This is a genomic window from Protofrankia sp. Cas3 (assembly GCF_963555955.1).
Lineage (GTDB): Bacteria > Actinomycetota > Actinomycetes > Frankiales > Frankiaceae > Protofrankia.
Window position 1 is genome coordinate 1 of the sequence record NZ_CAUVXP010000028.1, and the last position, 20,997, is coordinate 20,997.

The following is a 20,997-nucleotide window of genomic DNA, read 5'->3' on the forward strand; positions in this document are numbered from 1 at the left end:
TTCCCACAGAGGGTCCGGCAACAGGGGCGCGGCTTCGCGGGGCTGGGGCGTGCACCTCACGTCGTTGTCGAGACCCGAGACCCGGCACCCGAGACCAGGGTGCCTCCCTTCGCCGTCTCGCCAGGTACGCACCCCAGGCTCGCGACAGGGATACCGGTGACCTGACAGGCGGACCATCGATGGACTAGAATCCTAGTCTATGCTGACGCTGCCGTTGTCCGACGTGAAGGTTCGCCTGTCCGAGATTGCCGACGAGGTCAACCGCACCCACGAACGGGTCCACATCACCCGCAACGGCCGCGAGTACGTCGTACTCCTCTCAGCCGAGGACCTGGAGTCGTTGGAGGCTACCCTCGAACTGCTGTCCGATTCGCAGGCGATGGCGAGGATCCGAGAGGCTGACGAGGCCGTCGCCGCTGGCGAGGTAACGACCGGGGACGAGATGGCAGCGATCATGCGGCGACGCCGCGAGCAGGGCGATGACTGACACGTCCGAGGCCCCCGCACCGCCACCGTACCGACTCCTTCTCTCACCCGGTGCCCGTCGGGCTCTGAGCCGGAAACTGCCGGCGGCGGCAGCCTTCGCGGCCTGGGAGTTCATCTCGGGCCCCCTACTGGAACGCACGCGCGTGGTCGGCGCTCCGCTCCGCAAGCCGTTCGAAGGACTGTGGCGGGCGCGACGCGGCGAGTACCGCGTGCGTTACCGGATCGTAGAAGATCGACGGGAAATACAGGTACTCGACATCGATCATCGCCGCGATGTCTACCGTCTTTGACTGTACGGTCCGAAGGTCGTGCTCAAGGACCGATCTCCCCGAGCTGGTGGTAGTACTCGGTTGGACAGGCGAGCGGATAACACATGGACAACAAGCTGGTCGATGGAGTGGGTCACAGAGTGGGTGGAACACCCTCACCACCCGAACAGGCCGTGGCTCGTCCTACTGGGCATTCGCCGAGAAGACAAGCCCAGAGCTGACGCTACGGTCGATCACGATTCGGCGTTGAAACTCTCAGGAGGAATCCGACCATGACCCACGACGTCGCACCCGCCGCATTGGCACAGCCGGCAGGGGTTGTCGCAGCGTATTTCGCGGCGAACACGGCACTGGATGCCGATGCGGTCGGCGCACTGTTCGCGCCCGACGGCGAGATGGTCGTCAACGGGGTTCGCCTGCGTGCGGGCAGGCAGATCGTCACGGAGCACTACCGGCAGTGGATGACCGCGTTCGCGCCTGGTGACATCGCCACCACCCTGGGACCCATCCTGGTTGACGGCGAGTATGTCGCCGTGCAGACAGAGATCATCACTCGCGGTGAGAAGGCGTGGCTCGGCTACTTCTTCCTGCTGCGTGACGGGCTGATCCATCGGCTGTCGACCTATGTCAACATCGGTTCCCTCGACGACGCCCTGGCCTCGGGGGCGCGTAGGAACTGATCAGCTCTTCGGGATCTCCACAGTTCGGGATCTCCACAGGTAGTACCGGGCGCCTGACGTGGATACGGTGCGGGCATGGTCGCTGCTCTCCAGGCGACCGCGGCGATCGCCGCAGAGATCGCGGAACCCACCGGTGATGGAACCCGCCGGTGAGCGAAGGTGTCCTGATGCCGGTGTATCAGGCGTGGTTCATGAGGCTTGCGGCAGCTGCCGCGCCCAGCTACCTCTCAACGTCGAGAGTTCCTACTACGCCCAACTGCCTGACACGGTTTCGTGTCGGAGTTTGGGTGAATTCATTCTCCTGCAGAGCCGGCATGGTTCGGTCAGAATCCCGGGTGGTCCAGCGGGACCCACCCGGGACCGCTTCTCGTGTCCGCTGTCTCGTGATAACTGCTACCACCATCGCGGCCCGCCTCGGGATTGACCACGCTGATGACGCTGTGCCAGGCGACGGCTTCGGTGAGCCGTCGCACTGCACCCCCCGATCTGGGTCGGCCCTGGACCCAGCCGGTGAAGTTCTGGACCACGTGTATCCACGTGTGTCCCCTGTGTCCCAGCACCGAGACGCCGGGGCTGTCGTCGTAGACAACTGCGCGGTCGGTAATCCGCTGGCTTTCTGGCAGGGGGTCATCCGCGCCACTACCGCTCCCACGCAGCATCGTCTGCCACGACGAGCTCAGCGGCGGACCAGTCTTGAAATAGACCGCTTCGGGACCGGACCATTGCCTGGGATGCAACTCCGTGTATCGGGCGCGAGCGCCCGGATCGAGGTCGAAGACGATTTCGATACCGTTCGCAAAATAGGCACCGACAGGAATGAACCCGAGCCTTCGGCCGAGCTGGCTGGTTCCTGAGTTAGCGAACCGACCAGCCTGTACGCCAGTCGTCGCCGCAGCGCCGGCATCGGGTTGACGTGCAACGGCGGCGGCCACGGCGATGTTACCTGCCTGGCGCTGGAGTTGGAGCAACCGGTGTTCACGGCCGGTGTATCTCGCGGCGCCAGTCAACCCCACCGATGGCTTTGGCGATCGTACGCGCGTGGACGCTGGGGTTTGGGATTCATCAAGAATCCGGGCTGTCGATCGCATGTCAGAGCTCCTTGTAGATCTTTTGTTTGATCAGGGACTGCCTGGACGCGACGGATCGGACAGAAGATCTAAATCAGGGCGGAATCAAGCGGTCACTGCGACGGTGCGCTGCAGCAGCTCGTCGAAGAACACGACCTTGTAGGAGGACCCCAGTTCCTGGGCGACGCGGCCCGCCAGTGCGTAGCCTCGCTCGTTCCAGTCGGTCTGGACCTGTTCGCTCGGCCAGCAGTAGCCGTTAGCGCTCAGCCAGCGGTCGTAGTCGGCCGACCACCGGACGAGCTCGTCGCGCAGCACGTCGGTCAGTTGCAGCGCGTCGGGCGAGAGCATCCCGTTTCTCTCGCCGGACCACAGCGGAAAGGCGCGGTAGTCGGCCATCACCGTCACTTTTCGGATTGCCACACCCGTCATTTAACGCCCCAGCGGCCTTGAGCACGAGAGCATGCGCCGCGAGGATCGTGGCGTCAGGTCTCCATCGGACTTGCGGCCGTCGTGACGCCCAACTCCCAAGCTGCCTCACGGTCGGCTGACTTCAGATCGCCGACCAGTGTCAGCGGCTCCCGTCGACGCTTCCAGCGCAGGCCCGTCGCGATCGACTCCACTGCACGCACTGCGCCGGCGGTGTCGTTGTTCCCGTAGACATACAAGGCGTACGGCCGACCCACGGTCGCGTCCAGACAGGGGTAGTAGATCTGGTCGCAGCACCATCGCTAACGTAGGGGTCGAAGCGATCTTGACAAGGTGCCCGTCTCGCCCCACTCCGTCTACTCCGAAACGCATGCCGTGATTGCGATATTTCGACATATATACGACCGGTCTGTACTATCCGCCCACACGGTCCGAAGGGTGGCAGCGCGCCCGCCCTCCGCCACGCTGGTCCGGCGACGGGGAGTCGAGGATTTGCTAAACCCAAGCCGTGGACGAGTGGGAGGTCCGCGTCACAGACGAGTTCTTGGGCTGGGTCGACGGGCTCGATTCGAGGTCCAAGGGGTTCGTCGTCGATGCGATCGACCGGCTGGCAGAGGCAGGACCAGGCCTGGGCAGGCCGCTCGTCGACCGCTTGGCCGGCTCCGAGATCCATACCCTCAAGGAGCTCAGGCCCGGTTCCGCGGGCTCCTCCGAGATCAGGATCGTCTTCGTCTTCGATTCCTGGCGTTCGGCGATTCTGCTGGTAGGCGGGGACAAGTCAGGCGATTGGTCCGATTGGTACCGGAAGACGATTCCACGGGCGGAAAAGCTGTACGTCGAGTATGTGAAGGAACGGGAAACCCAGGAGGGCAGGTCATGACCAGGTTTCCCAGGTGGAGCGACGTCCGCGTCGGTCTGATCGCCGACGTCGGCGGTGAAGAAGCGCTGGCCGAGGCCCGCAGGCGCAACCAGGCCTACATCGACGGCCACCGGCTCGCGGAGCGCCGCAGACTTCTCGGTCTCACCCAGATCGAGGTTGGCGAGTCCATGGGCATCAGCAAAAGCCGGGTGTCCCAGATCGAACGCGGCGAGGTCTCGACCTTCGACGTCATCGCCCGCTACGCCCAGGCCGTCGGCGGCCAGATCCAGATCACGGCGGTCTTCGGCGGCGACCTGTACATCCTGCGCGGCACCGACACCCCGGCGGCGTAGCAAAAGGTTTGCTCGTCACGACATCCAATCGACAGGCCGATCAGAGCAGGACCGAACGCGCGAGGCGAAATCCCACGTCGTCGATCTGAAATGTTGGATGGCTACGGCGCCGCACCGATGCCCGGCAGCTCCACTGCTCGTCAGCCCATCCACCGCCCCGGAGCACACGATAGGTGCCGTACGCTTCGGCGTCGTACACGTCCCAGCACCATTCCCAGACGTTTCCCAGCATGTCATACAGTCCCCACCGGTTGGGCAGTTTTCCGCCCACCTCGCGGATTCGATCCTCCGTGTTCCACCCATACCACGCGATGTCGTCGAGCGGTCCGTACCGCGGACCCGTCGTACCGGCGCGGCATGCGTGCTCCCACTCGGCCTCGGTCGCCAACCGATATCCGAGCGAGGAGGTATTCCATTCGACATTATCGCTATCGACGTTCTCGCCGGCGCGGATGCGGTATGCCGGTGCCACCCCTTCGCCTTGGGACAGCGCGTTACAGAACCGGACGGCGTCCCACCAGGAAACACCTTCCACGGGCAGCCGGTCCCCTTTGGCGGTACTCGGATTTCTCCCGATGACACGTGCGTACTGCGCCTGAGTAACCGGAAATACGGCAAGCTGGTAGGGAGCAAGGTCGACCGACCACGTGCGCCGCGTTCGCCGGTCCGACAGCGCCACCCGCCCCGCCGGAATGGTCATCATAACCTGCCCCGCACCTGCGTCCATGGGAACAAACCTTACTGATGTGGTTTCCGGAGGAGAGACGTCAAGCCAAGACTCGCGCGCGTTTACCAGGAGGCCGCGACTCCACTACGGCATCAGGCTGGCCGCGACCGTGGCACCAAGTTCCCAACAGGCCTCACGATCGGCGGCGGACAGGTCGCCGACAACCGTGAGTGGATCGCCGCCGCCCCGCCCGCATACCCATCAGGGCATCAGGGCCGCGGAGGTAGCCGCGCCGAGCTCCCAGCAGGCTTCGCAGCGGCCGCGTCCGGGGCGCCGAACATCAAGGTGCGATCAGCTCGACCTTCGGAAAGTACGTTCGGTACCGTGCGGGGTCGTGAGCGAGCAGCCGATAGCCGGCGACGGCCGCGTGTGCGCCGATCAGGAAGTCTGGTAGGGGCGATGTCCTCGTCCCACCCCGTCGGCGGTAGTTCGTATAGGCCTTGCCAGCAAGGAAGGCCGCCGGGTACGGGAGGCTGTCTCGTCGAAAGACCTCTGGCCGGAGCGTGTCATCGAGATCCTCTATCCGCGGATAGCGGACGGAGACCTCCGCGTAGATAACAGGATTGATGACGAGCTGCGCCTCGTCCGCGGCCGCCGCGATCGCATCGGCGGACCAGTCGCCCCACCGGGGATCGTCACCAAGCAGGTCGAGCAGCACGTTGCTGTCAACCAGGACGGGCGTCACTCGCCGCGGGTAAGCGCCATGATCTCATCGGTGGACATGCCCGGCGGAGCCGTGCCACGAAGCCGGCGCACAATGCGCTGGCCGCGCCCATCGCCCGGACCTGGCTCCACGCGCACGATGTGGACGCCGTCGTCATCGAAGATGATCTTAATCTCGCTGCCCGGGAGGAGGCCGGCCTTCTCTCGGATCTCTACCGGGATCGTCACCTGGCCCTTGGACGTGATCCGCATCGAGGCCTCCTACTTTTCAAAGTAAGAGGATTATGCGCCCCCGCTACGGCACAAGACTGGCGACAGTCATCGCGCTGAGTTCCCAGCAGGCTTCGCGGGCGGCGGCGTCCATCTCGCCGACCACGGTGACCGGGTCGCGCAGGCGCTTCCAGCGCAGGCCGGCGCGAGGGAGGTGACGGCGTGCACCGGTTCGGACAGCCGCCACATCCGCCGAGCCGCGGTCTCCTCGGCACGCACCCCAGTCCCGCTCCTTGATCCACCCCCCTACTGTCAGGGGCGCGTAACGATGTGAATCTGATGCTCCTGCCACAACACCAGATTCACATCGTTCCCACAGAGGGTCCGGCAACAGGGGCGCGGCTTCGCGGGGCTGGGGCGTGCACCTCACGTTGTTCTGGTGACGCAACTCGCCACGGAGCCGCTCGAGCTCGGCCAGCACCCGCTCGTCGGCCGCATCGACCTCCGGCACACGAAACAAGACGCGACGATGCTACGTGCCTCGTAGCACCAGAACGCCGTAGAGTTGTGATCAGTGTTTTACTGAGGCCATGTGGGACGGCGGTGGATGGTGACGCGCTCGTTCAACACGACCGGGCCGTGCGTGCCGAGCGACCACTACATGATCCCGGCCTCGGAGCGGCTCCCCGAGGCGCCCGATCTCATCGAGGCCAAGAAGTACTTCGTCCTGCACGCCCCACGCCAGACAGGCAAGACGACAGCGCTGCAGGCGCTCGCCGCGGAACTGACCGCGAGTGGCCGCTACGCGGCGGTCGTGCTGTCGATGGAGGCGGGCCGGCCCTGGCCGGATGACGTCGGCGCGGCCACCCGGGCGATCCTCACGCGTGCCCGACGCACCTCGCGAACCAACCTGCCTGCCGACCTGCGTCCGCCGCCCTGGCCGGAGAGCTGGGCGGAGGGGCTCCTCTCGGAAGCGTTCGCCGTCTGGGCGGAGGCCTGCCCGCGACCGCTGGTGCTGTTCCTCGACGAGATTGACGCCCTCGGCGGACGCACCCTGCTCAGCGTCCTCGGCCAGCTGCGCGACGGTTACCCGACCGCCCCACCGGCTTCCCCGCGTCGATCGTTCTCTGCGGCCTGCGCGACATCCGCGATTACAGAGTTGCTTCGGACGGCGATCCGGCCAGGCTGACGTCGCCGAGTCCGTTCAACATCAAGGTGACGTCCCTGCGGCTGGACGACTTCACCCTCGACGAGGTCCGTGAGCTCTACGGGCAGCACACCGCCGACACCGGCCAGCGGTTCATCCCCCAGGCCGTCGAGTACGCCTATGCGCTGACCATGGGTCAGCCTTGGCTGGTCAATGCCCTCGCATACGAGATCGTGCACCGCATGAAGGTCCCCACGACGACGATCACAGGCGACCACGTCGACCAGGCCGCCGAACGGATCATCGTCACGCGCGAGACGCACCTGGACTCCCTGCTCGACCGGCTCCACGATCCGCGCGTCCGGCGGATCATCGAACCCATCCTCGCCGGCGCAGAGGTCCGGTTCGACCCGTTCTCCGACGACCTCGCCTATACCACCGACCTCGGCCTGGTCCGACGGACCGCGGCGACGGTCGAGATCGCCAACCCGGTCTACCGCAACGTCATCACCCGGGTTCTCGCCAACGGCCTCTTTGACGGCGTCATCGGCGCGCCTGGTCGCCTCGAGTTCCCGGCCTGGTAGGACGACAATCTGTTCCAGGTGCTCGCCGGTCCGACCCGGGTCCGACCCGCCCTGGGCTGAGTCTCACCCGGCGCACACGACTGGGTGCCGAGACCGGTCGAGTGCGCCCAGTCCTCTAGATTCTGCGAGAGGTATCGCTTCCTGGGGTTATCGGAGGGCTTGGGTAATGGTGACCGTGGGGCGTGACCGGCTGGCGAGGATGCTGCGAGGCGACGCGGAGTCCGCGTTCAGCGTGGAGCTGACGGCGAGTAGGGATGACCTGAGCCTCGAAGTCGAGGGCGTCGGGCCCGTGACCTTCCCGGTCCGGCCCGAGCAGGCCCGCGAGCTGCTCGGCCTCGGTCAGCCCGCCCGGTTCGGCCGCGGCGAGGAGACGCTGACCGACCCGGGCGTCCGCGATACCTGGGAGATCCCGAAGCACCTCGTCCGCGCCCGGTGGGACGACAAGGCACTCGACGTTCTTCTGACGACGGCAAAAGACGAGCTGGGCCTGCCGATCGCCGCCGAGCTGACGGCCGACCTCCATGCGCTCCTGGTGTACGAGCCGGGCCAGTTCTTCCGCGCCCATCAGGACAGCGAGAAGGACAACGCGATGATCGGCACTCTGGTGGTGGTACTGCCCTCCAGCCACACCGGCGGCGAGCTCGTGGTGCGCCACCTCGACGAGAAGATGGCCTACCGGGGCTCGAAGACGGACCTGTCGCTGGTCGCCTTTTACGCCGACTGCAGGCACGAGGTCGCCGCGGTGCGGTCGGGGTATCGGATCGCACTTACCTACAACCTCCTGCTGCGCGGGGACACCGCCCTGCCGGAGGGCGACGAGGGCACGGTCGCCGAGCTGGCCGGCTTCCTTCGCGAGCACTTCGGCACGCCCGTGGCCAGTCCCTACGGCCTGCGCGCCGCAGGCCCACCGAATCGGCTCGTCTACCTCCTCGACCACGAGTACACCTCCCGCGCGCTGGGCTGGAGCGGGTTGAAGGGCGCCGACGCCGCTCGCGTATCCCTGCTGCGGGCAGCGGCGGGCCAGGCGGGGTGCGAGACCGTCCTCGCGCTCGCCGACGTCAAGACGACACACACCGCCTATGAGGCGGGCGAATACGTCGAGGATCGAGGAGAGCGGTACTGGGACGACGACGACGACTACGACGAGGACTCCGAGGGCCCGGGCGCCGACGCCGAGTACGTCGTCGAGGAGCTGGTTGTCCGCGAGGTCACGCTCACGCACTGGACCGGCCCGGATGACACCCGGCTGGAAGAGGTCTCGCTGGGCGTGGGCGAGGACGAGGTGTGCGCCTCCACCGGGACCGACGACCTCGAGCCCTACTCCTCGGAGTACGAGGGCTACATGGGCAACTGGGGCAACACGCTCGACCGCTGGTACCACCGGGCGGCGGTCGTCGTGTGGCCTCGGGAGCAGTCCTTCGCGAACCGCGCCGAGACCTCGCCCGGCTGGGCGCTCGACGAGCTCGTCGCGATGGTGTCAGCCGGCGACCTGGCGGGCGCCCGGTTCGCCGCGGCGACGCTTCAGCCGTTCTGGGACGGCTCCCTGCGCGCGCGGACCAGGGAGGCGAAGGCGGAGGTCGCCGGAATCCTCGGCAAGGCGCTGCGGGCGGCGCACGCCTTGGCGGACGGGGCGACCGCGACGGCGCTGCTGTGCCCCTTCCAGGCGGAGAACCTGACGGCCGACAACGCCGACGCGTTCGCGGGACTCGTCAGCGCCTACGGCGAGCAGTGGACTGCCGACCTGCTGGCGACGTGGTTCGGCGCGCAGCAGCCCGCGTGGGCCTACACCGGCGGGCCGCAACGGCGGCGATGGGTGGCGGACGAGCTTCCCGGCCTGTGCTCGGGGCTGTCCGCCGCGCGCGCGGCCGGCGGCGCAACGGCCGCGCGGGTGATTCTCGACCTGGTGTGGACGTGGGCCGGCAGGGATATCGACACGACGCTCGCGTCGTCGTCGCCCAGCTACCGCGACAGGGCACTCGCTGACCTGGCCGGACCGCTCGTCTCCATACTGAGGGCCGCCGCCGTGCTGCGGGATGTGGGCACCCGGGACGCGGTGACCGGCCATCTCCGGCGGAAGGGGGACGCCGTCACCGCGCTGGAGGTGCCGATGCTGCGCGCCGCCGCCGAACTGCCCGACGACGGCGCCCGCGGCGAGGCTGGCTTCGGCGACCTGGCCGCCGACTGCGCGGCACGGCTGCGTGCCCGGCTGGCCCAGCCGCCGCGCGCGGCCGGGAACTGGTCGGTCACGCTGCCCCCGGCCGGCTGCTCCTGTGACCTGTGCGAGGAGCTCGGCGCATTCCTGGCGGACCCGGACCGGCGCACGTTGGACTGGCCGCTCGCCGAGCCGCGCAGACGGCACGTCCACTCCCGGATCGACGCCGCCGAACTGCCCGTAGGCCATGTCACCCGGCGCCAGGGTCGCCCCTACACGCTCGTTCTGCGCAAGACCGACGCGCTTTTCACCAACGAGGCGGAGGCCCGGGCAGGCGACCAGGTGGACCTGGAGTGGCTGGCGGTCGCCTGGCGGCCGATTCCGTAGGGTTGCGATCGGTGGTACGCGGCTGCGAGGAGCGCCCTGATGGAGGCGGGCTGGTCGACGACCACCAGCGGCCGTCGCCGCCCGGCCCTACGAACGAGTCAAGAGTCCGGCATCAGGCTGGCGGCGGTCGTGGCCCCGAGTTCCCAGCAGGCCTCACGCACAGCGGCGTCCACCGCACCGACGATCGACAGGGGCTCGCGCAGGCGTTTCCACTTCAGCCCGGTGGCGATGGTCTCAACCCCGCGGATCGCTCCGGTCGTGTCGCCGTTGCCATGAACGTAGAGGGCGTACTGGCGGCCGGTCGTCGTTTCCAGCGATCGGATAGTGGACGTAGTCCAGGAAGTACCGAGAAGTCGGGTACGCCGAGCGAACATGTTGTGTGACCGCAAGGTCGGCTCCTATGGCCGAACGGGTTCACGGCACAGCGAGTCACCGCGATGGCTGCGCCCGCGACGCCGCGGCGGCAGGAAGTCCTTCCGCCGATCTCATACGCCGGGCGAGGCCATTCCTGGGCGGGAGTTGTCGGTCGCCGTCGCCGCCCGCCCCATATCCTCCAGCCGCCGATGGAGATCCGCGGGATCGCGGCGAGAATCGGATTCGAGCACCCGGTGCTCGAGGCCCAGGGGCACGACGCCATCGAGATCCGCGTGGCACGCAGCTTCGAGCAGTTCGTCGAGAAAGGGGAGTTCACATTCCGGTCGTGCACCGGCGCGGTACGCCTCCACGACTTCGTCAAGTTCCGCTGGGAGACCGTGTCCGTCGACACCAGTGACGTGGCAGGTGGGGCCTGGAGATCGTTGTGCTTGGCGACGACGGCCGGATCAAGGCCGACTACATGTTCCCGGGAGCCTGACCCGGAGCCGCGGGGGGCACCGCCCCGGCAGCCCCGGTGAGGGCACTGGCCGTCGCTGGGTCGACCGGCAGAAACGCCTCCAACTTCAACTCGGCGAGTGTTACATCGACGGCGGTGGCGAAGGTCGTCACGGTCGTCATCAGGCGCAGATCACCACGCGATGACCCCAGGTGGAGGGGGACCGCGAAACCGAGCTGCCCGTCGGACGGCGCCAGGTCGGGGACGTACCTCGTAAGTTCGGCGCGTAGCTCCGCCACATGGCCGAGGCGGGCCAGGATGTGGCGCGCCCATTCGGCGAGGTTGCGGATGCGGGGCGCCAGGCCCTCCGGATGCAGCGCGAGGCGGTAGACGTTCTTGCCGGGGCCAACCAGCTCGGGCGCCGCGCCTTCAGTGATCAGATCGAATGCATCGTTCGCTGCGATCAGGTCGCCATTGCGGTCCACGACCAGCGCCGGGTACGGCAGGTGCCCGCGGACGATGTGCTCGATCGCCGTGCGCACAGGGGCCAGCACCGGGTCGTCGAACGAGTGCTCCGGGTAGACGGGCACGTATCCGGCGGCCACGAGCAGCTCATTGCGCTCCCGCAGCGGCAGTTCGAGTGACTCGGCCAGGCGTAGGACCATGTTCCGGCCGGGGACGGACCTGCCCGACTCGATGAAGCTGAGGTGCCGCTGGGTGGTGCCCGCCCGCAGCGCCAGGTCGAGCTGGCTGAGGTGACGGTGGGTACGGCAGTCGCGTAGTGCGCGAGGGAAGTCCACAGACCTGTTCTACCGATGGCGGCATCCCGGTCCATTCCTCGCCGGGAATTGTCACTAGCTGCCCCGGCCGTGAGCATCGTTGCCATGGACATCGGTGTACTGCTTCCGACCGGAGCCTCCCAGTGGGGCGAGGGCGGCAACCCTCGAGAACTGGTCGCGTTCGGCCGCAGGGCCGAACGCCTGGGATTCGCCTCGCTCTTCGTCAATGACTCGCTGATCAGCCCACGCATCGAGGCGCTGACGATGTTGGCCGCGCTCGCCCCGACGACCGAGACCGTGACCCTTGGAACCGGCGCGCTGCTGCCTTTCCTGCGACGGCCGATCCAGGCCGCGCAGTCCCTGGCGTCGATAGACCTGCTGTCCGGCGGCCGGCTCACGGTGACGGTGGGCGCGGGTTTCCCCGGCCACTTCGGACGGCCCTTTTACACCCTGTCCGAGGTGCCGTGGGAACGGCGCTTCGCCCGGCTGGACGAGACGGTCGCGTTGTGGCGAGCGCTGTGGAACGGTGCCGGCTCCTTCCACGGCGAGATCCTCGAGTTCGCCGACATCCCGCCCGCGACCAAGCCGTTCCAGGCAGGCGGCCCGCCGATCTGGCTCGGCGGCGCGACCCCGGCCGCCCTGGTCCGCACCGGCCGGACATACGACGGGTGGCTGCCCTACCCACCCGACCCCGCCGACTACGCGCGGGCCGCCTACGGGATGCCACTGAAGGAGCTAGAGAAGATCCAGGCAGTGGTCACCGGCTCCGCGAACCAGGTCCTCAATGCCTTGGCCCGGTACGTCACCGCCGGCGCGCGCCACATCGTCACCCGCCTGGGCGCGCTGGATCTGCGCTCCCAACGCGACCAGCTCGAGCGGATCGGTGCCCTGATCCCCGCCCTCAGAGCCTCAGTGGATCACGAATCCGTATCAGGAGCGTCGTGATCGTCGGCCGGCCTCGCCCGCGTGCCAGTGAGCGCTCCACGATCTCCTTCCTCGACGACCAGGCGGGCCGACTCCCAACCTGACCGGCGATCTCGGCTCCGATGTTCGCGGTGAGGGTCGTCTTGCCGACCCCGCCCTTGTAGTTGATGACGCTCGCGACCTTCATGGCGCGGTCTCGGCCGTCAGCGGCACGGCGGCACCCGGGCCCCCTGCCCGCACGCCACGAAACGCCCGACCCGTCACTGATCCACCTACCACTGCTCTGCCCACCAGTGCTCCCCCCACCAGCGGCCCGCACCGCACCATCAGCCTCCGACGCGGATGCATGTAAGTGATGGATTGATGCGGAAAGTCAAATACATCATTTAGTGCGCACAGCAGGTGACGATATCACCACACCAGGCGAGATTCCGCCTTCCGTGCACTATGATGAATCGGTCAGGAAGTAGGGTCTCGAATCAGGCCTGAGGCCCCGACCAGTGCACCCCCGCGCGCCCCGGCCGGCCGGGCCGCCCCCGGCGAAGGCCCACGCGCTGTCAAGCACGAGGGGGTCGACGCCGGGGGCGGTCTCCAGGTCGGGTGTAAGTGGCTGACCGGCACTCGGAGGGTGATGAGCCGGAAGCGCCTCGACCGCCCGGTGTCGACACCAGCACCAGCGGCCACCGATGCCCGGCGCGCCACCCTTGGCCTCCTCGTCCCGCTCCTGACTGACCGTCGCCATTGCCCCCGTCAACGAAGGCGCACACTGGGTGATCAACTCGGCCCCAGGCGGCCACCAGCGCAACCAGAATAGCGACCGGTCCATATAATGGCCTTCATGGAGACCATACCGATCACGGAGGCGAAGGCCCGGATCGCCGAACTGGCGGAGCGGGTCGCACGAGAGCATGATCACTTCACGATCACCCGCAACGGACGGGCGGACGTCATGCTGATCTCCGTTGCCGAGTATGAGTCGATGCGCGAGACCCTCGACCTTCTGTCGGACGGCGAGGCTCTCGTGGATCTGCGGCAGTCGAGGGACGACTTCGCCACGGGCGACACCTTCGCCCTGGACGAGGTCGTGGCCGAACTGAACGAGCGGCGGGCCAGGGACGAGTGACGGCCGCCAGCGACGCGCCCTACGAGGTCGCGCTGTCGCGCAGAGCACGGAGAAACCTCCACGAGGACCTGTCCCTGGAGGTCGCGGCCGCCGCACTGGAGACGATCCAGCGAGCGATCGCCATAAATCCCCACCGAGTCGGAAAGCCGTTGGACGAGCCCTTCGATGGCTTCTACTCGGCGCGCAGAGGAACCTACCGCATCATCTATCGGATCGACGCGGCCAAGCATCTTGTAGAGATCCACTCCATCCGGCATCGGCGGGACGTCTATCACCTGTAATCACTGACGAGCAATTGCGCTTCGCCTCGGCCTCCGCACGTCGAGATCGCGCTGCCGTCGCGCAGGCACGGAGAAACCTCCACGAGGACCTGCCCCTGGATGTCGCGGCCGCCGCCCTGAAGAAGACCAGCGAACGATCGCCAGGTCGGGAAACTCGCGGCGACCGTCGCCCCCAACTCCCGGCGGGCCTCGCGTGCAGCGGCCTCCACCTCGCCGACGATCGCAGCGGCTCCCACAAGCGCTTCCACCTCAGCCCGGTGGCGATGGTCTCGACTCCGCGGACCTCTCCGGTCGTGTCTAGAGTTCCCGTGCACGTACACGTACACGTACACGTACACGTACACGTACACGGCATATGGCCGACCGGCGGTGGCATCGAGTCCGGAGTAGTAGATCCGGTCAGAAAGGAACCGACCCCTGGTCACGGGAACGATGCTCCCCGTAACCCCATCTGGCCGAAATGGATGCCCGGCCCACGAGGCGGGGCGCCGGTCGGCTACGGCATCAAGCTCGCAGCGACCGTCGCTCCCAGCTCCCAGCACGCCTCTCGATCTTTCGCGTCCGGGGTACCGAGCACCGTCACCGGCTCGCGCAACCGCTTCCACTTCAAGCCCGTGGCGATAGTCTCCACGCTGCGGATCGCGCCCGTGGTGTCGGAGCCACCGTGGACATACAGGGCGTAGGGGCGACCTACCGTCGCCTCCAAACAGGGGTAATAGGCTTGATCGAAGAAATGCTTCATGGCGCCGCTCATATAGCCAATGTTCGCCGTCGTGCCCAAAAGATAACCATCAGCCGCCAGCACATCTGAGGCGGAAGCCGACAGCGCCGGGCGCACCTCCACTGCCACGCCCTCGATAGCCTCATCACGGGCACCGGATAGGACGGACTCTAGTATCGCCTGCATCGTGGGCGACGGTGTGTGGTGGACTACTAGGAGCGTGGGCACAACCGCTATTCTAGCGCGCGGTTTCCAGGCGATCATCTCGCTTATGTCACCGAAATGACCTATGCCTCGCGATGGGGACTCCGATCTACTCCCGTTACAGACGTTCGCTCTGGTCTACACGGAGAAAACACGCCGCCCTGGACCCGCGTGGACCCGGCCAGATTCATCTTCCGAAGGGGCGGGACGCCACGGCGGCCTTGAGTCGATCGGCGAGGGCGGCGACTTCCGCACGTAGGGCGTCGGGCTTGTCGATGGTAAAGGACCAGCCGAGTCCGGCGAGCATCTGGGCCATACCGTCGAGCCTTTCGACTCGGGCTTTCAACAAGACCCCGTCGGACCGTTCGGTCAGTGTGCCGATGGTTGGTGGCAGCCGTCGTTTCGCCTCGTCGGGCGTGGTGTGTAGTACCACGGCGACCTCATGCTTCCAGTCCACGGCCGCTATTCCCGCCAGCACGTGTTCGGCGGGGTCGAAGCCAGACGGTACGTCGTAACTGCCGTCAGCAGGACGGACCTGGGCGATGCGGTCGAGTCGGAATGTGCGGACCTCACCTCGGAGATGGTCACGCCCCGTCACGTACCAGCGGCCAGCATGGAAGACGAGCCCGTACGCGTCGAGCGAGCGTTGACCGCTGCGCCCATCCCATGCGGTGTAGTCAATGGTGACGGTGCGCCGCTGGTGGGCGGCTTCGGCGAGTTCAAGCAGGACGGGTGCCCCGGGCGGAACACCTACTCGGCTGGGCGCGGTGAACCGTGTGGTGGACAGCAGCGAGCCCAAGCGGTTCGCCAGCGCGCCCGGCAGGACGCGTTGCAACTTCGCCATCGCGCTGTCGGCCGCGGTGACCTCGGTGGTCAGCAGCCCGGAGCGACGGCCGGCAGTGAGGCCGAGCATGACCGCGATCGCCTCGTCGTCGGTCAGCATGAGTGGCGGGAGCTTGTAGCTACGCGCCAGCCGGTAGCCGCCGTAGCGGCCGCGACGGGCCTCAATCGGGATGCCGAGGTCGGCAAGGTGCTCGGCGTAACGGCGCACGGTCCGCTCATCGACGCCGAGACGCTCAGCGAGCTCACCGACCGTGTGCTGGCCGCCAGCCTGCAACAACCCGAGCAGAGCGAGCACGCGCGCCGTGGGCCGGGCCAAGATTCTCCGCCAATCCGGTCGGATGTTGTCCGGTATCAACTCTACGTTGACCACATGGCGACCTACGTACTCGTTCCCGGATTCTGGCTCGGCGCATGGGCCTGGCGCCCCGTTGCCCAACCACTGCGTGAGCGCGGGCACAATGTGCATCCGGTCTCCCTGACCGGCATGGCCGAGCGGGCCGGTCAGGCGCGGCCCGATACCGACCTGGAAACCCACATCAACGACGTGGTGAACCTGCTGGCCTCGCGGGACCTTCACGACGTGATCCTCGTCGGACACAGCTACGCCGGCCTGGTGATCACCGGTGCCGCCGACCGGCTCCCCGAGCGCATTGAGCAACTCGTTTACCTCGACACCGGCCCTCTGCCCGACGGCATGTCGCAAAATGAATTCGCACCGCCCGAGCAGCAGACGACCAATGCGGAACTCGTCGCGAACTACGGGGACGGCTGGCAGCTACCGCCGCCCCCGTGGGCGACGCTTGCCGCCCCCGTCCCCGACGTCGACGAAGCGGCCATTGAAGCGCTCACCACCAACTCGGTCCCGCAGCCTTGGGCGACCGCCACCTCACCAGCACGGCTGACCGGCAGGTGGGAAAAGCTGCCCCGACTGGCGATCCTCTGCACCTTCACGACCGAACAGGTCCGCGCCATGGCGGCAACCGTGCCGGCCTTCCGGCACATGGTCGGCGACATCTGGCGGTACGCCGAGCTACCTACCTGGCACTGGCCAATGTTCAGCCGCCCCGCCGAGCTCGCCGAGATCCTTGACGGTGTCACCCGGTAGGTCTCGCATCGGCTCAGCGGTTTCCCGGCGAACGCACCGAGGTTTTGGTCGCAAAAGTAGCGCGAATGGCGGTGCGTCGGGCCATTGCGGACGGTTACTATCATTGCATGAGACCCGCGGCCGTCATGGCGCCCAGCTCCCAAGCTGTCTCTCGGCCAGCAGTGTCCAGATCGCCCACAAGCGTCAACGGCTGGCGGCGTCAAGGAGCCACCGGTGGCGGGTGGAGCAGCGGGTGGACGCCTTCTGGGCGTAGGCCGTCGAAGATGATGGCCAGGTACCGTTGCCACAGATCGGGTGAGGCATCTGGCATGTAGGTGGTGACGTAGTTCGGCGCGCACATCAGTAGGATGACGTCCGCCCAGGCGGACGGCGTTTCCTCACGATCACCTACCCCGTGCCGCAGCAGGAGTGGATCGGCCGCGACGACGTCGCTCTACATTTCGTGCTGGACATGGACGGCACCTTCGGCGGGATGCGCGAGGTCGGCGAACTGACGCTCCACGGCGAACTACCGGCCGCCGCTACACCCTCGACAAGGGCGTTCAAGCATGCGTCGACTTCGTCCGCCTGCACACCACGGGCATGCTCGTCGTCATGATGTGAAACGCGCTGTCATCGGCGTTTCCGGAAGTTCAGCCGACCGACGACACCACTGCGCGACAGGAAGACCACGTGATAACCGACATCCGCGAACTCCAGCAAGCCTTCGACAACGCTGAGTTGCACGCCGACACCGACCGCTTGAACACCCTGCTGGCGGATGACTTCATGTCCATCGGCGAGCGGGGCTACCAGCTCAACAAGCGGCAGTGGATCGACCGACACGCCGACTTCGCCTACCACTCCTTGGAAACAAGCGAACTGGACGTGCGCCGCTACGACCACGCTGCGATCGTGCGCTGCGTCCAGCGCAGCCGGGCGTCGTGGCGTGGTGAAGTGATGACGCTGACAGTGCGACTGAGTCAGGTATGGGTGGAACTGCCCGACGGATGGCGCCTCGCCGGCATCCAGTTCAGTTCACTCGACCCAGCCTGAACGCCTCATCTGCCAACCTACGAATGTCGTACTCGGTTGATGGCGGCGACGTGATTGAAAACATGCAGCTGCATCGATAGTCGGTGGCCTCTGCCGCGTTGCCCATCGGCGGCAGGCGTCGTCGGCCGCCGACGGACAACGCGCTATAGCTGCTTCCCCGAACAGAGGAGGGTCGGCATCGCGGCCATGCTACGGCCGCTGTGCGTCACACCGCCGTTGGGTCAAGGTCTGGCGGCGAGCCCTCCCGCCGCGTTACCCGCGAAGCAGCGTGATCACGCGACCGCCGGGGCTGACGGTCTCGGTGATGGCGGTGCGCTCGTCGATGGCGGCAGCGCTCGGGCGCTGGTCGAAGACGGCGAGGGTGCCCGTGTCGAGTTGGAGTCGGTCGAGATAACGATCGAGTTGCTTGAGGCCCTGGTGGAGCGGGTCCGCCTTGGTCGCGCGCCAGGTCTTGATCTCGATCGCTTCGCGCTGGACGTCGCGGGTGCCGCCGGGGGTCGTGTAGGGCCAGCGGATGGTCAGGTCGACACGGCCGGCACCGACGGCGTATTCCCGCGCGATGGAGCCGCCACCATTGACGACGCGCTGGAGGTACCCCATGAGGATCAGCTGCGGGGCGACCTCGTGATAAAAGCCGCCCTTGGAGAGGAACTCGCCGTTCTCGATCCACCACTCGGCGAACTCGGTGAGGACCTTGGGGAAGTCGAAGCTGTTGTCCGGGCGGACGAACGAACGGGGGTTGGCGGTGACGCTCTCCTGGACGCTGGCGGACAGGACGCGGACGATGACCTCGCGGTAGATCGGGTTGGCGACCCGGACCGGGGCGTTCACGTCGATCAGGCCAAGGTCGCGGACATAGCTCAGGTCGTCGTTGTAGGGGTCCAGGGGCAGGAGGTCGCCGCCGATCACGGGGCTGAGGATGCGTTGGACCCGAGGTTCGGCGAGCCGTGCGGCGAGCGAGTCCAGATGGGTCGCCCGAGCCAGGATCAACCGCTCCTTCGCATCCTCCAGATGCCCGCTTGTGATCATTTTGTCACCTGGCACCTGAGGCTTCTCGACGACCTCCCTGGCAAGGGCGTTGACCAGCCAGGGCTGGCCGCCGGTCAGCTCGTAGGCGTACTCGACGGCACCCGGGGCGAACCGCTGCCCGGTATCCGCGGTGTGCTGGCCGTAGAGTTCGGCGACTTCCTCGGCCGTGAAATCGCCCAGCCGCAGCGATTCCAGTTTGATGTTGAAAGGGCTCGACGTGCCCAGCCGGGACGGGTCGCCGCCGGATGCTGCTTTGTAATCACGGACGTCTCGTAGGCCGCAGAGGGCCACCGACCAGGGAAAATCTCTGTTTTCGCGCTCGGGAAAGCCAGCGCGCAGCTGTCGGAGCACGTTGACAAGGCTCTGCCCACGAAGAGCGTCGATCTCGTCAAAAAACAGCACTAATGGACGCGGACATGCCCGCGCCCACGCGCGGAGCGCTCCTTGGAGAAGGGACGCATCGGACTCGACGGGCCAGGCCGGCGGGCGTAGCTCCGGCGGAAGATGGTCCTCAGCGTTGAAACGGATCTGGGTGAGGATGTCTCGGCTCGCCGCCCCGTAGTCCTCCCCGGCGGTCGCACCCACCTCGCAGGAGAAGTACAGCGCGGCGTACCTGCCCTGGGCGGTCAGTTCTCGCGCGAGCGCCCGCAGCGCCGTCGTCTTGCCCGTCTGCCGGGGTGCGTGCACGACGAAGTAAGCTTGTTGACCGACGAGTCCGGGCCCCTGCGGCAACCGTTCCAGCGCCGGGATCATGTAATGCTTCGCGGGCACGCACGGACCAGCCGTGTTGAACCGGCGACTCATCGATCGTCCCCTTCGCGGGCCGGCAGGCAGCGGTTGCTCCGTGACCACCCTACGCGTGATCGACGATCTAGCCATGAGGTGACCTGAGCGGCGGCATCAGTCGGCATCCCGGTCATGATCCCCGGTAGAGATCGTCGAGGCCGACCAGGACGACGGCGGTGTCCTGCGCGGCGAGTCTCCGGAGTTCCGCGCTGAACCCGGCGCCGCTGTAGCAGGCAAGCTTCGCGCTCTGGGCGCCGAGACGTCCCTGCGCGACGAGCAGGGCGCGGATCCGGCGGAGTCGGGCGAGATGGCCCACACCCATGGTCTCGCCCCACTTCGCCTCCCCGATCGCGATCAGGGGCGTCCGATTGTCATCGTCAAGACCGAAAGTGACGACGTCCAGTTCGTGGCTGGCCTTGTTGGCCGGGTCGTTGACGGTTCCCGCGCCGACGCGGTTGGGGTAGTCACCGAAGCGCTCGGTCGGTGCCAGATGGCGGGTCCAGTGGCGGCAGATGTGTTCGAAGTGTGGGCCCAGGACGTTGCCGACGAACCTGCGCTGGCTGCGTTGCCACAGCCCGGTGGCGTCGCGGGTGTGCTCAAGATCGGACCAGATCGGGCGCATCACCGCGTGGTAGAAGGTCAGGAGCGGCTCGGCGATCCGGAAGTTGGTCCGGTTGTTCCTGAAGACGTCGGGTTCGCGGGTGATCATGTCGCAGTCTTCGAGGACGGTCAGTGGATGGGCGAGGTCACCGGATTTGCGGCCCAGGTAGGAGGCGATGCCGCCGCGGCTGCTGTTGCCGGCCGCGATCGCCGCGAGCACCGAATGGTACAGACCGGTGTCGCGCAGGTCCGGCTCGTCGGCGAGTAGATACCGGGCCTCACGGAACAGTGGGCTGGTGGGGGAGAGCACGGTGCGGGTGACCCAGGGGTCGAAGTCGTCGGGGCCCGCGGGCACGTCGTCGCGGGCGAATTCCCGGCGGTAGGCCGGGGTGCCCCCGACGATCGCGTTGACCTTGAGGGCGGTGACCGGGTCGTGGACTCCCCAGAACTCCGCGGCGAGGCGGTGGTCGAGGGTCGGTACGACGAGCTCGAGGCCGGCGCGTCCGCGCAGTGGCGCGTTGCCCCCGAGCAGTCGGCCCATGAAGGACATGGCTGATCCGCACAGCAGGAGACGGGTGCGGCTGGTATCCCGTTCCGCGCGCAGTGGCGCGAGCGCGGGGTAGTAGATCTGGCCGCGGGAATCACATCAACAAGGGTGTTCAACCCGTCATCTCGCTGGCCGCATCCTTTGCTCGCGGCAGGCCGCCAATAACGCATCGCCTCGCAAGCCGTATGACCGGCACGGT

Annotated in this window: 24 protein-coding genes and 5 pseudogenes; 14 read left to right on the forward strand and 15 right to left on the reverse strand. The window is 67.1% G+C overall.

The features are described from left to right. Positions 1-199: 199 nt before the first annotated feature. The 3 genes from U9983_RS07880 (at position 200) to U9983_RS07890 (ending at position 1,435) form a co-directional block, all read left to right on the forward strand. A complete protein-coding gene (locus U9983_RS07880) occupies positions 200-487 on the forward strand; it encodes a type II toxin-antitoxin system Phd/YefM family antitoxin (protein WP_322753389.1) in 288 nt (95 codons plus the stop codon). After that, positions 480-776 (forward strand): type II toxin-antitoxin system RelE/ParE family toxin, encoded by a 297-nt coding sequence (locus U9983_RS07885; protein WP_322753390.1) that lies wholly within the window; start codon positions 480-482, stop codon positions 774-776. The genes U9983_RS07880 and U9983_RS07885 overlap by 8 nt, the downstream gene beginning before the upstream one ends. A gap of 251 nt (positions 777-1,027) precedes the next feature. After that, complete coding sequence (locus U9983_RS07890) at positions 1,028-1,435, forward strand: nuclear transport factor 2 family protein (protein WP_322749257.1); 408 nt, start codon at positions 1,028-1,030, stop codon at positions 1,433-1,435. Positions 1,436-2,607: 1,172 nt separating this feature from the next. Here the strand turns inward: U9983_RS07890 and U9983_RS07895 are convergent. Together U9983_RS07895 and U9983_RS07900 are read right to left on the reverse strand one after the other, a co-directional pair. Beyond that, complete coding sequence (locus U9983_RS07895; protein WP_322753391.1) at positions 2,608-2,898, reverse strand: hypothetical protein; 291 nt, start codon at positions 2,896-2,898, stop codon at positions 2,608-2,610. Between the two features lie 86 nt (positions 2,899-2,984). After that, a pseudogene (locus U9983_RS07900) lies at positions 2,985-3,218 on the reverse strand (flavodoxin); the annotation flags it as partial. A 218-nt stretch (positions 3,219-3,436) separates the two neighbouring features. On the opposite strand from U9983_RS07900, the gene U9983_RS07905 reads away from it, so the two are divergent. After that, entirely contained in the window at positions 3,437-3,808 is a 372-nt protein-coding gene (locus U9983_RS07905) for a type II toxin-antitoxin system RelE/ParE family toxin (RefSeq protein WP_322753392.1), read from the forward strand. Next, the gene (locus U9983_RS07910) at positions 3,805-4,140 is read left to right on the forward strand and encodes a helix-turn-helix transcriptional regulator (protein WP_322753393.1); all 336 of its coding nucleotides are present in this window, start codon (positions 3,805-3,807) and stop codon (positions 4,138-4,140) included. Before U9983_RS07905 ends, U9983_RS07910 begins: the two co-directional genes overlap by 4 nt. Positions 4,141-4,180: 40 nt before the next feature. On the opposite strand, the gene U9983_RS07915 is transcribed toward U9983_RS07910, so the two are convergent. The 4 genes from U9983_RS07915 to U9983_RS07930 all read right to left on the reverse strand — a co-directional run bounded on the left by U9983_RS07915 (position 4,181) and on the right by U9983_RS07930 (position 5,987). Further along, complete coding sequence (locus U9983_RS07915) at positions 4,181-4,867, reverse strand: formylglycine-generating enzyme family protein (RefSeq protein WP_322753394.1); 687 nt, start codon at positions 4,865-4,867, stop codon at positions 4,181-4,183. Between the two features lie 280 nt (positions 4,868-5,147). Next, positions 5,148-5,552 (reverse strand): type II toxin-antitoxin system VapC family toxin, encoded by a 405-nt coding sequence (locus U9983_RS07920; RefSeq protein ID WP_322753395.1) that lies wholly within the window; start codon positions 5,550-5,552, stop codon positions 5,148-5,150. Beyond that, positions 5,549-5,782 (reverse strand): AbrB/MazE/SpoVT family DNA-binding domain-containing protein, encoded by a 234-nt coding sequence (locus U9983_RS07925; RefSeq protein ID WP_322753396.1) that lies wholly within the window; start codon positions 5,780-5,782, stop codon positions 5,549-5,551. The genes U9983_RS07920 and U9983_RS07925 overlap by 4 nt, the downstream gene beginning before the upstream one ends. 43 nt (positions 5,783-5,825) lie before the next feature. After that, a complete protein-coding gene (locus tag U9983_RS07930) occupies positions 5,826-5,987 on the reverse strand; it encodes a hypothetical protein (protein WP_416211305.1) in 162 nt (53 codons plus the stop codon). A 360-nt stretch (positions 5,988-6,347) separates the two neighbouring features. On the opposite strand from U9983_RS07930, the gene U9983_RS07935 reads away from it, so the two are divergent. From U9983_RS07935 to U9983_RS07945, 3 genes are all read left to right on the forward strand, one after another. Then, the gene (locus U9983_RS07935) at positions 6,348-6,929 is read left to right on the forward strand and encodes an ATP-binding protein (RefSeq protein ID WP_322753397.1); all 582 of its coding nucleotides are present in this window, start codon (positions 6,348-6,350) and stop codon (positions 6,927-6,929) included. Between the two features lie 26 nt (positions 6,930-6,955). Continuing rightward, positions 6,956-7,471, forward strand: coding sequence for a hypothetical protein (locus tag U9983_RS07940; RefSeq protein WP_322753398.1), 516 nt, complete (start codon positions 6,956-6,958; stop codon positions 7,469-7,471). Positions 7,472-7,637: 166 nt separating this feature from the next. Further along, entirely contained in the window at positions 7,638-10,010 is a 2,373-nt protein-coding gene (locus U9983_RS07945) for a 2OG-Fe(II) oxygenase (protein ID WP_322753399.1), read from the forward strand. A gap of 98 nt (positions 10,011-10,108) precedes the next feature. On the opposite strand, the gene U9983_RS07950 is transcribed toward U9983_RS07945, so the two are convergent. Beyond that, a complete protein-coding gene (locus U9983_RS07950; protein WP_322753400.1) occupies positions 10,109-10,384 on the reverse strand; it encodes a flavodoxin in 276 nt (91 codons plus the stop codon). Between the two features lie 457 nt (positions 10,385-10,841). Beyond that, positions 10,842-11,621: a helix-turn-helix transcriptional regulator gene (locus U9983_RS07955; protein WP_322753401.1), complete on the reverse strand. Its 780-nt coding sequence runs from the start codon at positions 11,619-11,621 to the stop codon at positions 10,842-10,844. Positions 11,622-11,705: 84 nt separating this feature from the next. On the opposite strand from U9983_RS07955, the gene U9983_RS07960 reads away from it, so the two are divergent. Next, positions 11,706-12,545 (forward strand): LLM class flavin-dependent oxidoreductase, encoded by an 840-nt coding sequence (locus tag U9983_RS07960; RefSeq protein ID WP_416211308.1) that lies wholly within the window; start codon positions 11,706-11,708, stop codon positions 12,543-12,545. Positions 12,546-12,630: 85 nt separating this feature from the next. On the opposite strand, the pseudogene U9983_RS07965 reads toward U9983_RS07960, so the two are convergent. After that, a pseudogene (locus U9983_RS07965) lies at positions 12,631-12,711 on the reverse strand (ParA family protein); the annotation flags it as partial. Positions 12,712-13,362: 651 nt separating this feature from the next. Between U9983_RS07965 and U9983_RS07970 the strand changes: the two are divergent. Together U9983_RS07970 and U9983_RS07975 are read left to right on the forward strand one after the other, a co-directional pair. Then, positions 13,363-13,647, forward strand: coding sequence for a type II toxin-antitoxin system Phd/YefM family antitoxin (locus tag U9983_RS07970; RefSeq protein WP_322753403.1), 285 nt, complete (start codon positions 13,363-13,365; stop codon positions 13,645-13,647). After that, entirely contained in the window at positions 13,644-13,928 is a 285-nt protein-coding gene (locus U9983_RS07975; protein WP_322753404.1) for a type II toxin-antitoxin system RelE/ParE family toxin, read from the forward strand. Before U9983_RS07970 ends, U9983_RS07975 begins: the two co-directional genes overlap by 4 nt. A gap of 152 nt (positions 13,929-14,080) precedes the next feature. Here U9983_RS07975 and U9983_RS27785 read toward each other — a convergent pair. The 3 genes and pseudogenes from U9983_RS27785 to U9983_RS07990 all read right to left on the reverse strand — a co-directional run. After that, positions 14,081-14,353, reverse strand: a pseudogene (locus tag U9983_RS27785) (hypothetical protein); the annotation flags it as partial. Between the two features lie 71 nt (positions 14,354-14,424). Beyond that, complete coding sequence (locus U9983_RS07985) at positions 14,425-14,886, reverse strand: flavodoxin (protein ID WP_322749267.1); 462 nt, start codon at positions 14,884-14,886, stop codon at positions 14,425-14,427. Between the two features lie 154 nt (positions 14,887-15,040). After that, on the reverse strand, positions 15,041-16,012 hold the full coding sequence (locus U9983_RS07990) for a YafY family protein (RefSeq protein WP_322753406.1): 972 nt from the start codon (positions 16,010-16,012) through the stop codon (positions 15,041-15,043). Positions 16,013-16,066: 54 nt separating this feature from the next. On the opposite strand from U9983_RS07990, the gene U9983_RS07995 reads away from it, so the two are divergent. Continuing rightward, on the forward strand, positions 16,067-16,801 hold the full coding sequence (locus U9983_RS07995; RefSeq protein ID WP_322753407.1) for an alpha/beta hydrolase: 735 nt from the start codon (positions 16,067-16,069) through the stop codon (positions 16,799-16,801). A gap of 199 nt (positions 16,802-17,000) precedes the next feature. On the opposite strand, the pseudogene U9983_RS27790 reads toward U9983_RS07995, so the two are convergent. Further along, positions 17,001-17,156: pseudogene (locus U9983_RS27790) on the reverse strand (TetR family transcriptional regulator); the annotation flags it as partial. Positions 17,157-17,195: 39 nt separating this feature from the next. Here U9983_RS27790 and U9983_RS08000 point away from each other — a divergent pair. After that, positions 17,196-17,399 carry a hypothetical protein gene (locus tag U9983_RS08000; protein ID WP_322753408.1) on the forward strand — a complete coding sequence of 68 codons (204 nt, stop codon included), beginning with the start codon at positions 17,196-17,198 and terminating at the stop codon, positions 17,397-17,399. A 74-nt stretch (positions 17,400-17,473) separates the two neighbouring features. Then, the gene (locus tag U9983_RS08005; protein ID WP_322753409.1) at positions 17,474-17,836 is read left to right on the forward strand and encodes a nuclear transport factor 2 family protein; all 363 of its coding nucleotides are present in this window, start codon (positions 17,474-17,476) and stop codon (positions 17,834-17,836) included. 252 nt (positions 17,837-18,088) lie between these two features. Here U9983_RS08005 and U9983_RS08010 read toward each other — a convergent pair whose 3' ends face one another. Together U9983_RS08010 and U9983_RS08015 are read right to left on the reverse strand one after the other, a co-directional pair. Then, complete coding sequence (locus U9983_RS08010) at positions 18,089-19,669, reverse strand: ATP-binding protein (RefSeq protein ID WP_322753410.1); 1,581 nt, start codon at positions 19,667-19,669, stop codon at positions 18,089-18,091. Between the two features lie 112 nt (positions 19,670-19,781). After that, positions 19,782-20,867 (reverse strand): annotated as a pseudogene (locus U9983_RS08015) (ATP-binding protein); the annotation flags it as partial. Positions 20,868-20,997 lie beyond the last annotated feature (130 nt).

Bases quoted from the DNA above. Each gene is read 5' to 3' on its own strand.
- U9983_RS07950 (WP_322753400.1), bottom strand. From the start codon at position 10,384: ATGTTCGCTCGGCGTACCCGACTTCTCGGTACTTCCTGGACTACGTCC.
- U9983_RS07895 (WP_322753391.1), bottom strand. From the start codon at position 2,898: ATGGCCGACTACCGCGCCTTTCCGCTGTGGTCCGGCGAGAGAAACGGG.
- U9983_RS07880 (WP_322753389.1), top strand. From the start codon at position 200: ATGCTGACGCTGCCGTTGTCCGACGTGAAGGTTCGCCTGTCCGAGATT.
- U9983_RS07910 (WP_322753393.1), top strand. From the start codon at position 3,805: ATGACCAGGTTTCCCAGGTGGAGCGACGTCCGCGTCGGTCTGATCGCC.
- U9983_RS07960 (WP_416211308.1), top strand. From the start codon at position 11,706: ATGGACATCGGTGTACTGCTTCCGACCGGAGCCTCCCAGTGGGGCGAG.
- U9983_RS07995 (WP_322753407.1), top strand. From the start codon at position 16,067: ATGGCGACCTACGTACTCGTTCCCGGATTCTGGCTCGGCGCATGGGCC.
- U9983_RS07970 (WP_322753403.1), top strand. From the start codon at position 13,363: ATGGAGACCATACCGATCACGGAGGCGAAGGCCCGGATCGCCGAACTG.
- U9983_RS07885 (WP_322753390.1), top strand. From the start codon at position 480: ATGACTGACACGTCCGAGGCCCCCGCACCGCCACCGTACCGACTCCTT.
- U9983_RS07890 (WP_322749257.1), top strand. From the start codon at position 1,028: ATGACCCACGACGTCGCACCCGCCGCATTGGCACAGCCGGCAGGGGTT.
- U9983_RS07915 (WP_322753394.1), bottom strand. From the start codon at position 4,867: ATGGACGCAGGTGCGGGGCAGGTTATGATGACCATTCCGGCGGGGCGG.
- U9983_RS08010 (WP_322753410.1), bottom strand. From the start codon at position 19,669: ATGAGTCGCCGGTTCAACACGGCTGGTCCGTGCGTGCCCGCGAAGCAT.
- U9983_RS07925 (WP_322753396.1), bottom strand. From the start codon at position 5,782: ATGCGGATCACGTCCAAGGGCCAGGTGACGATCCCGGTAGAGATCCGA.
- U9983_RS07945 (WP_322753399.1), top strand. From the start codon at position 7,638: ATGGTGACCGTGGGGCGTGACCGGCTGGCGAGGATGCTGCGAGGCGAC.
- U9983_RS07935 (WP_322753397.1), top strand. From the start codon at position 6,348: ATGGTGACGCGCTCGTTCAACACGACCGGGCCGTGCGTGCCGAGCGAC.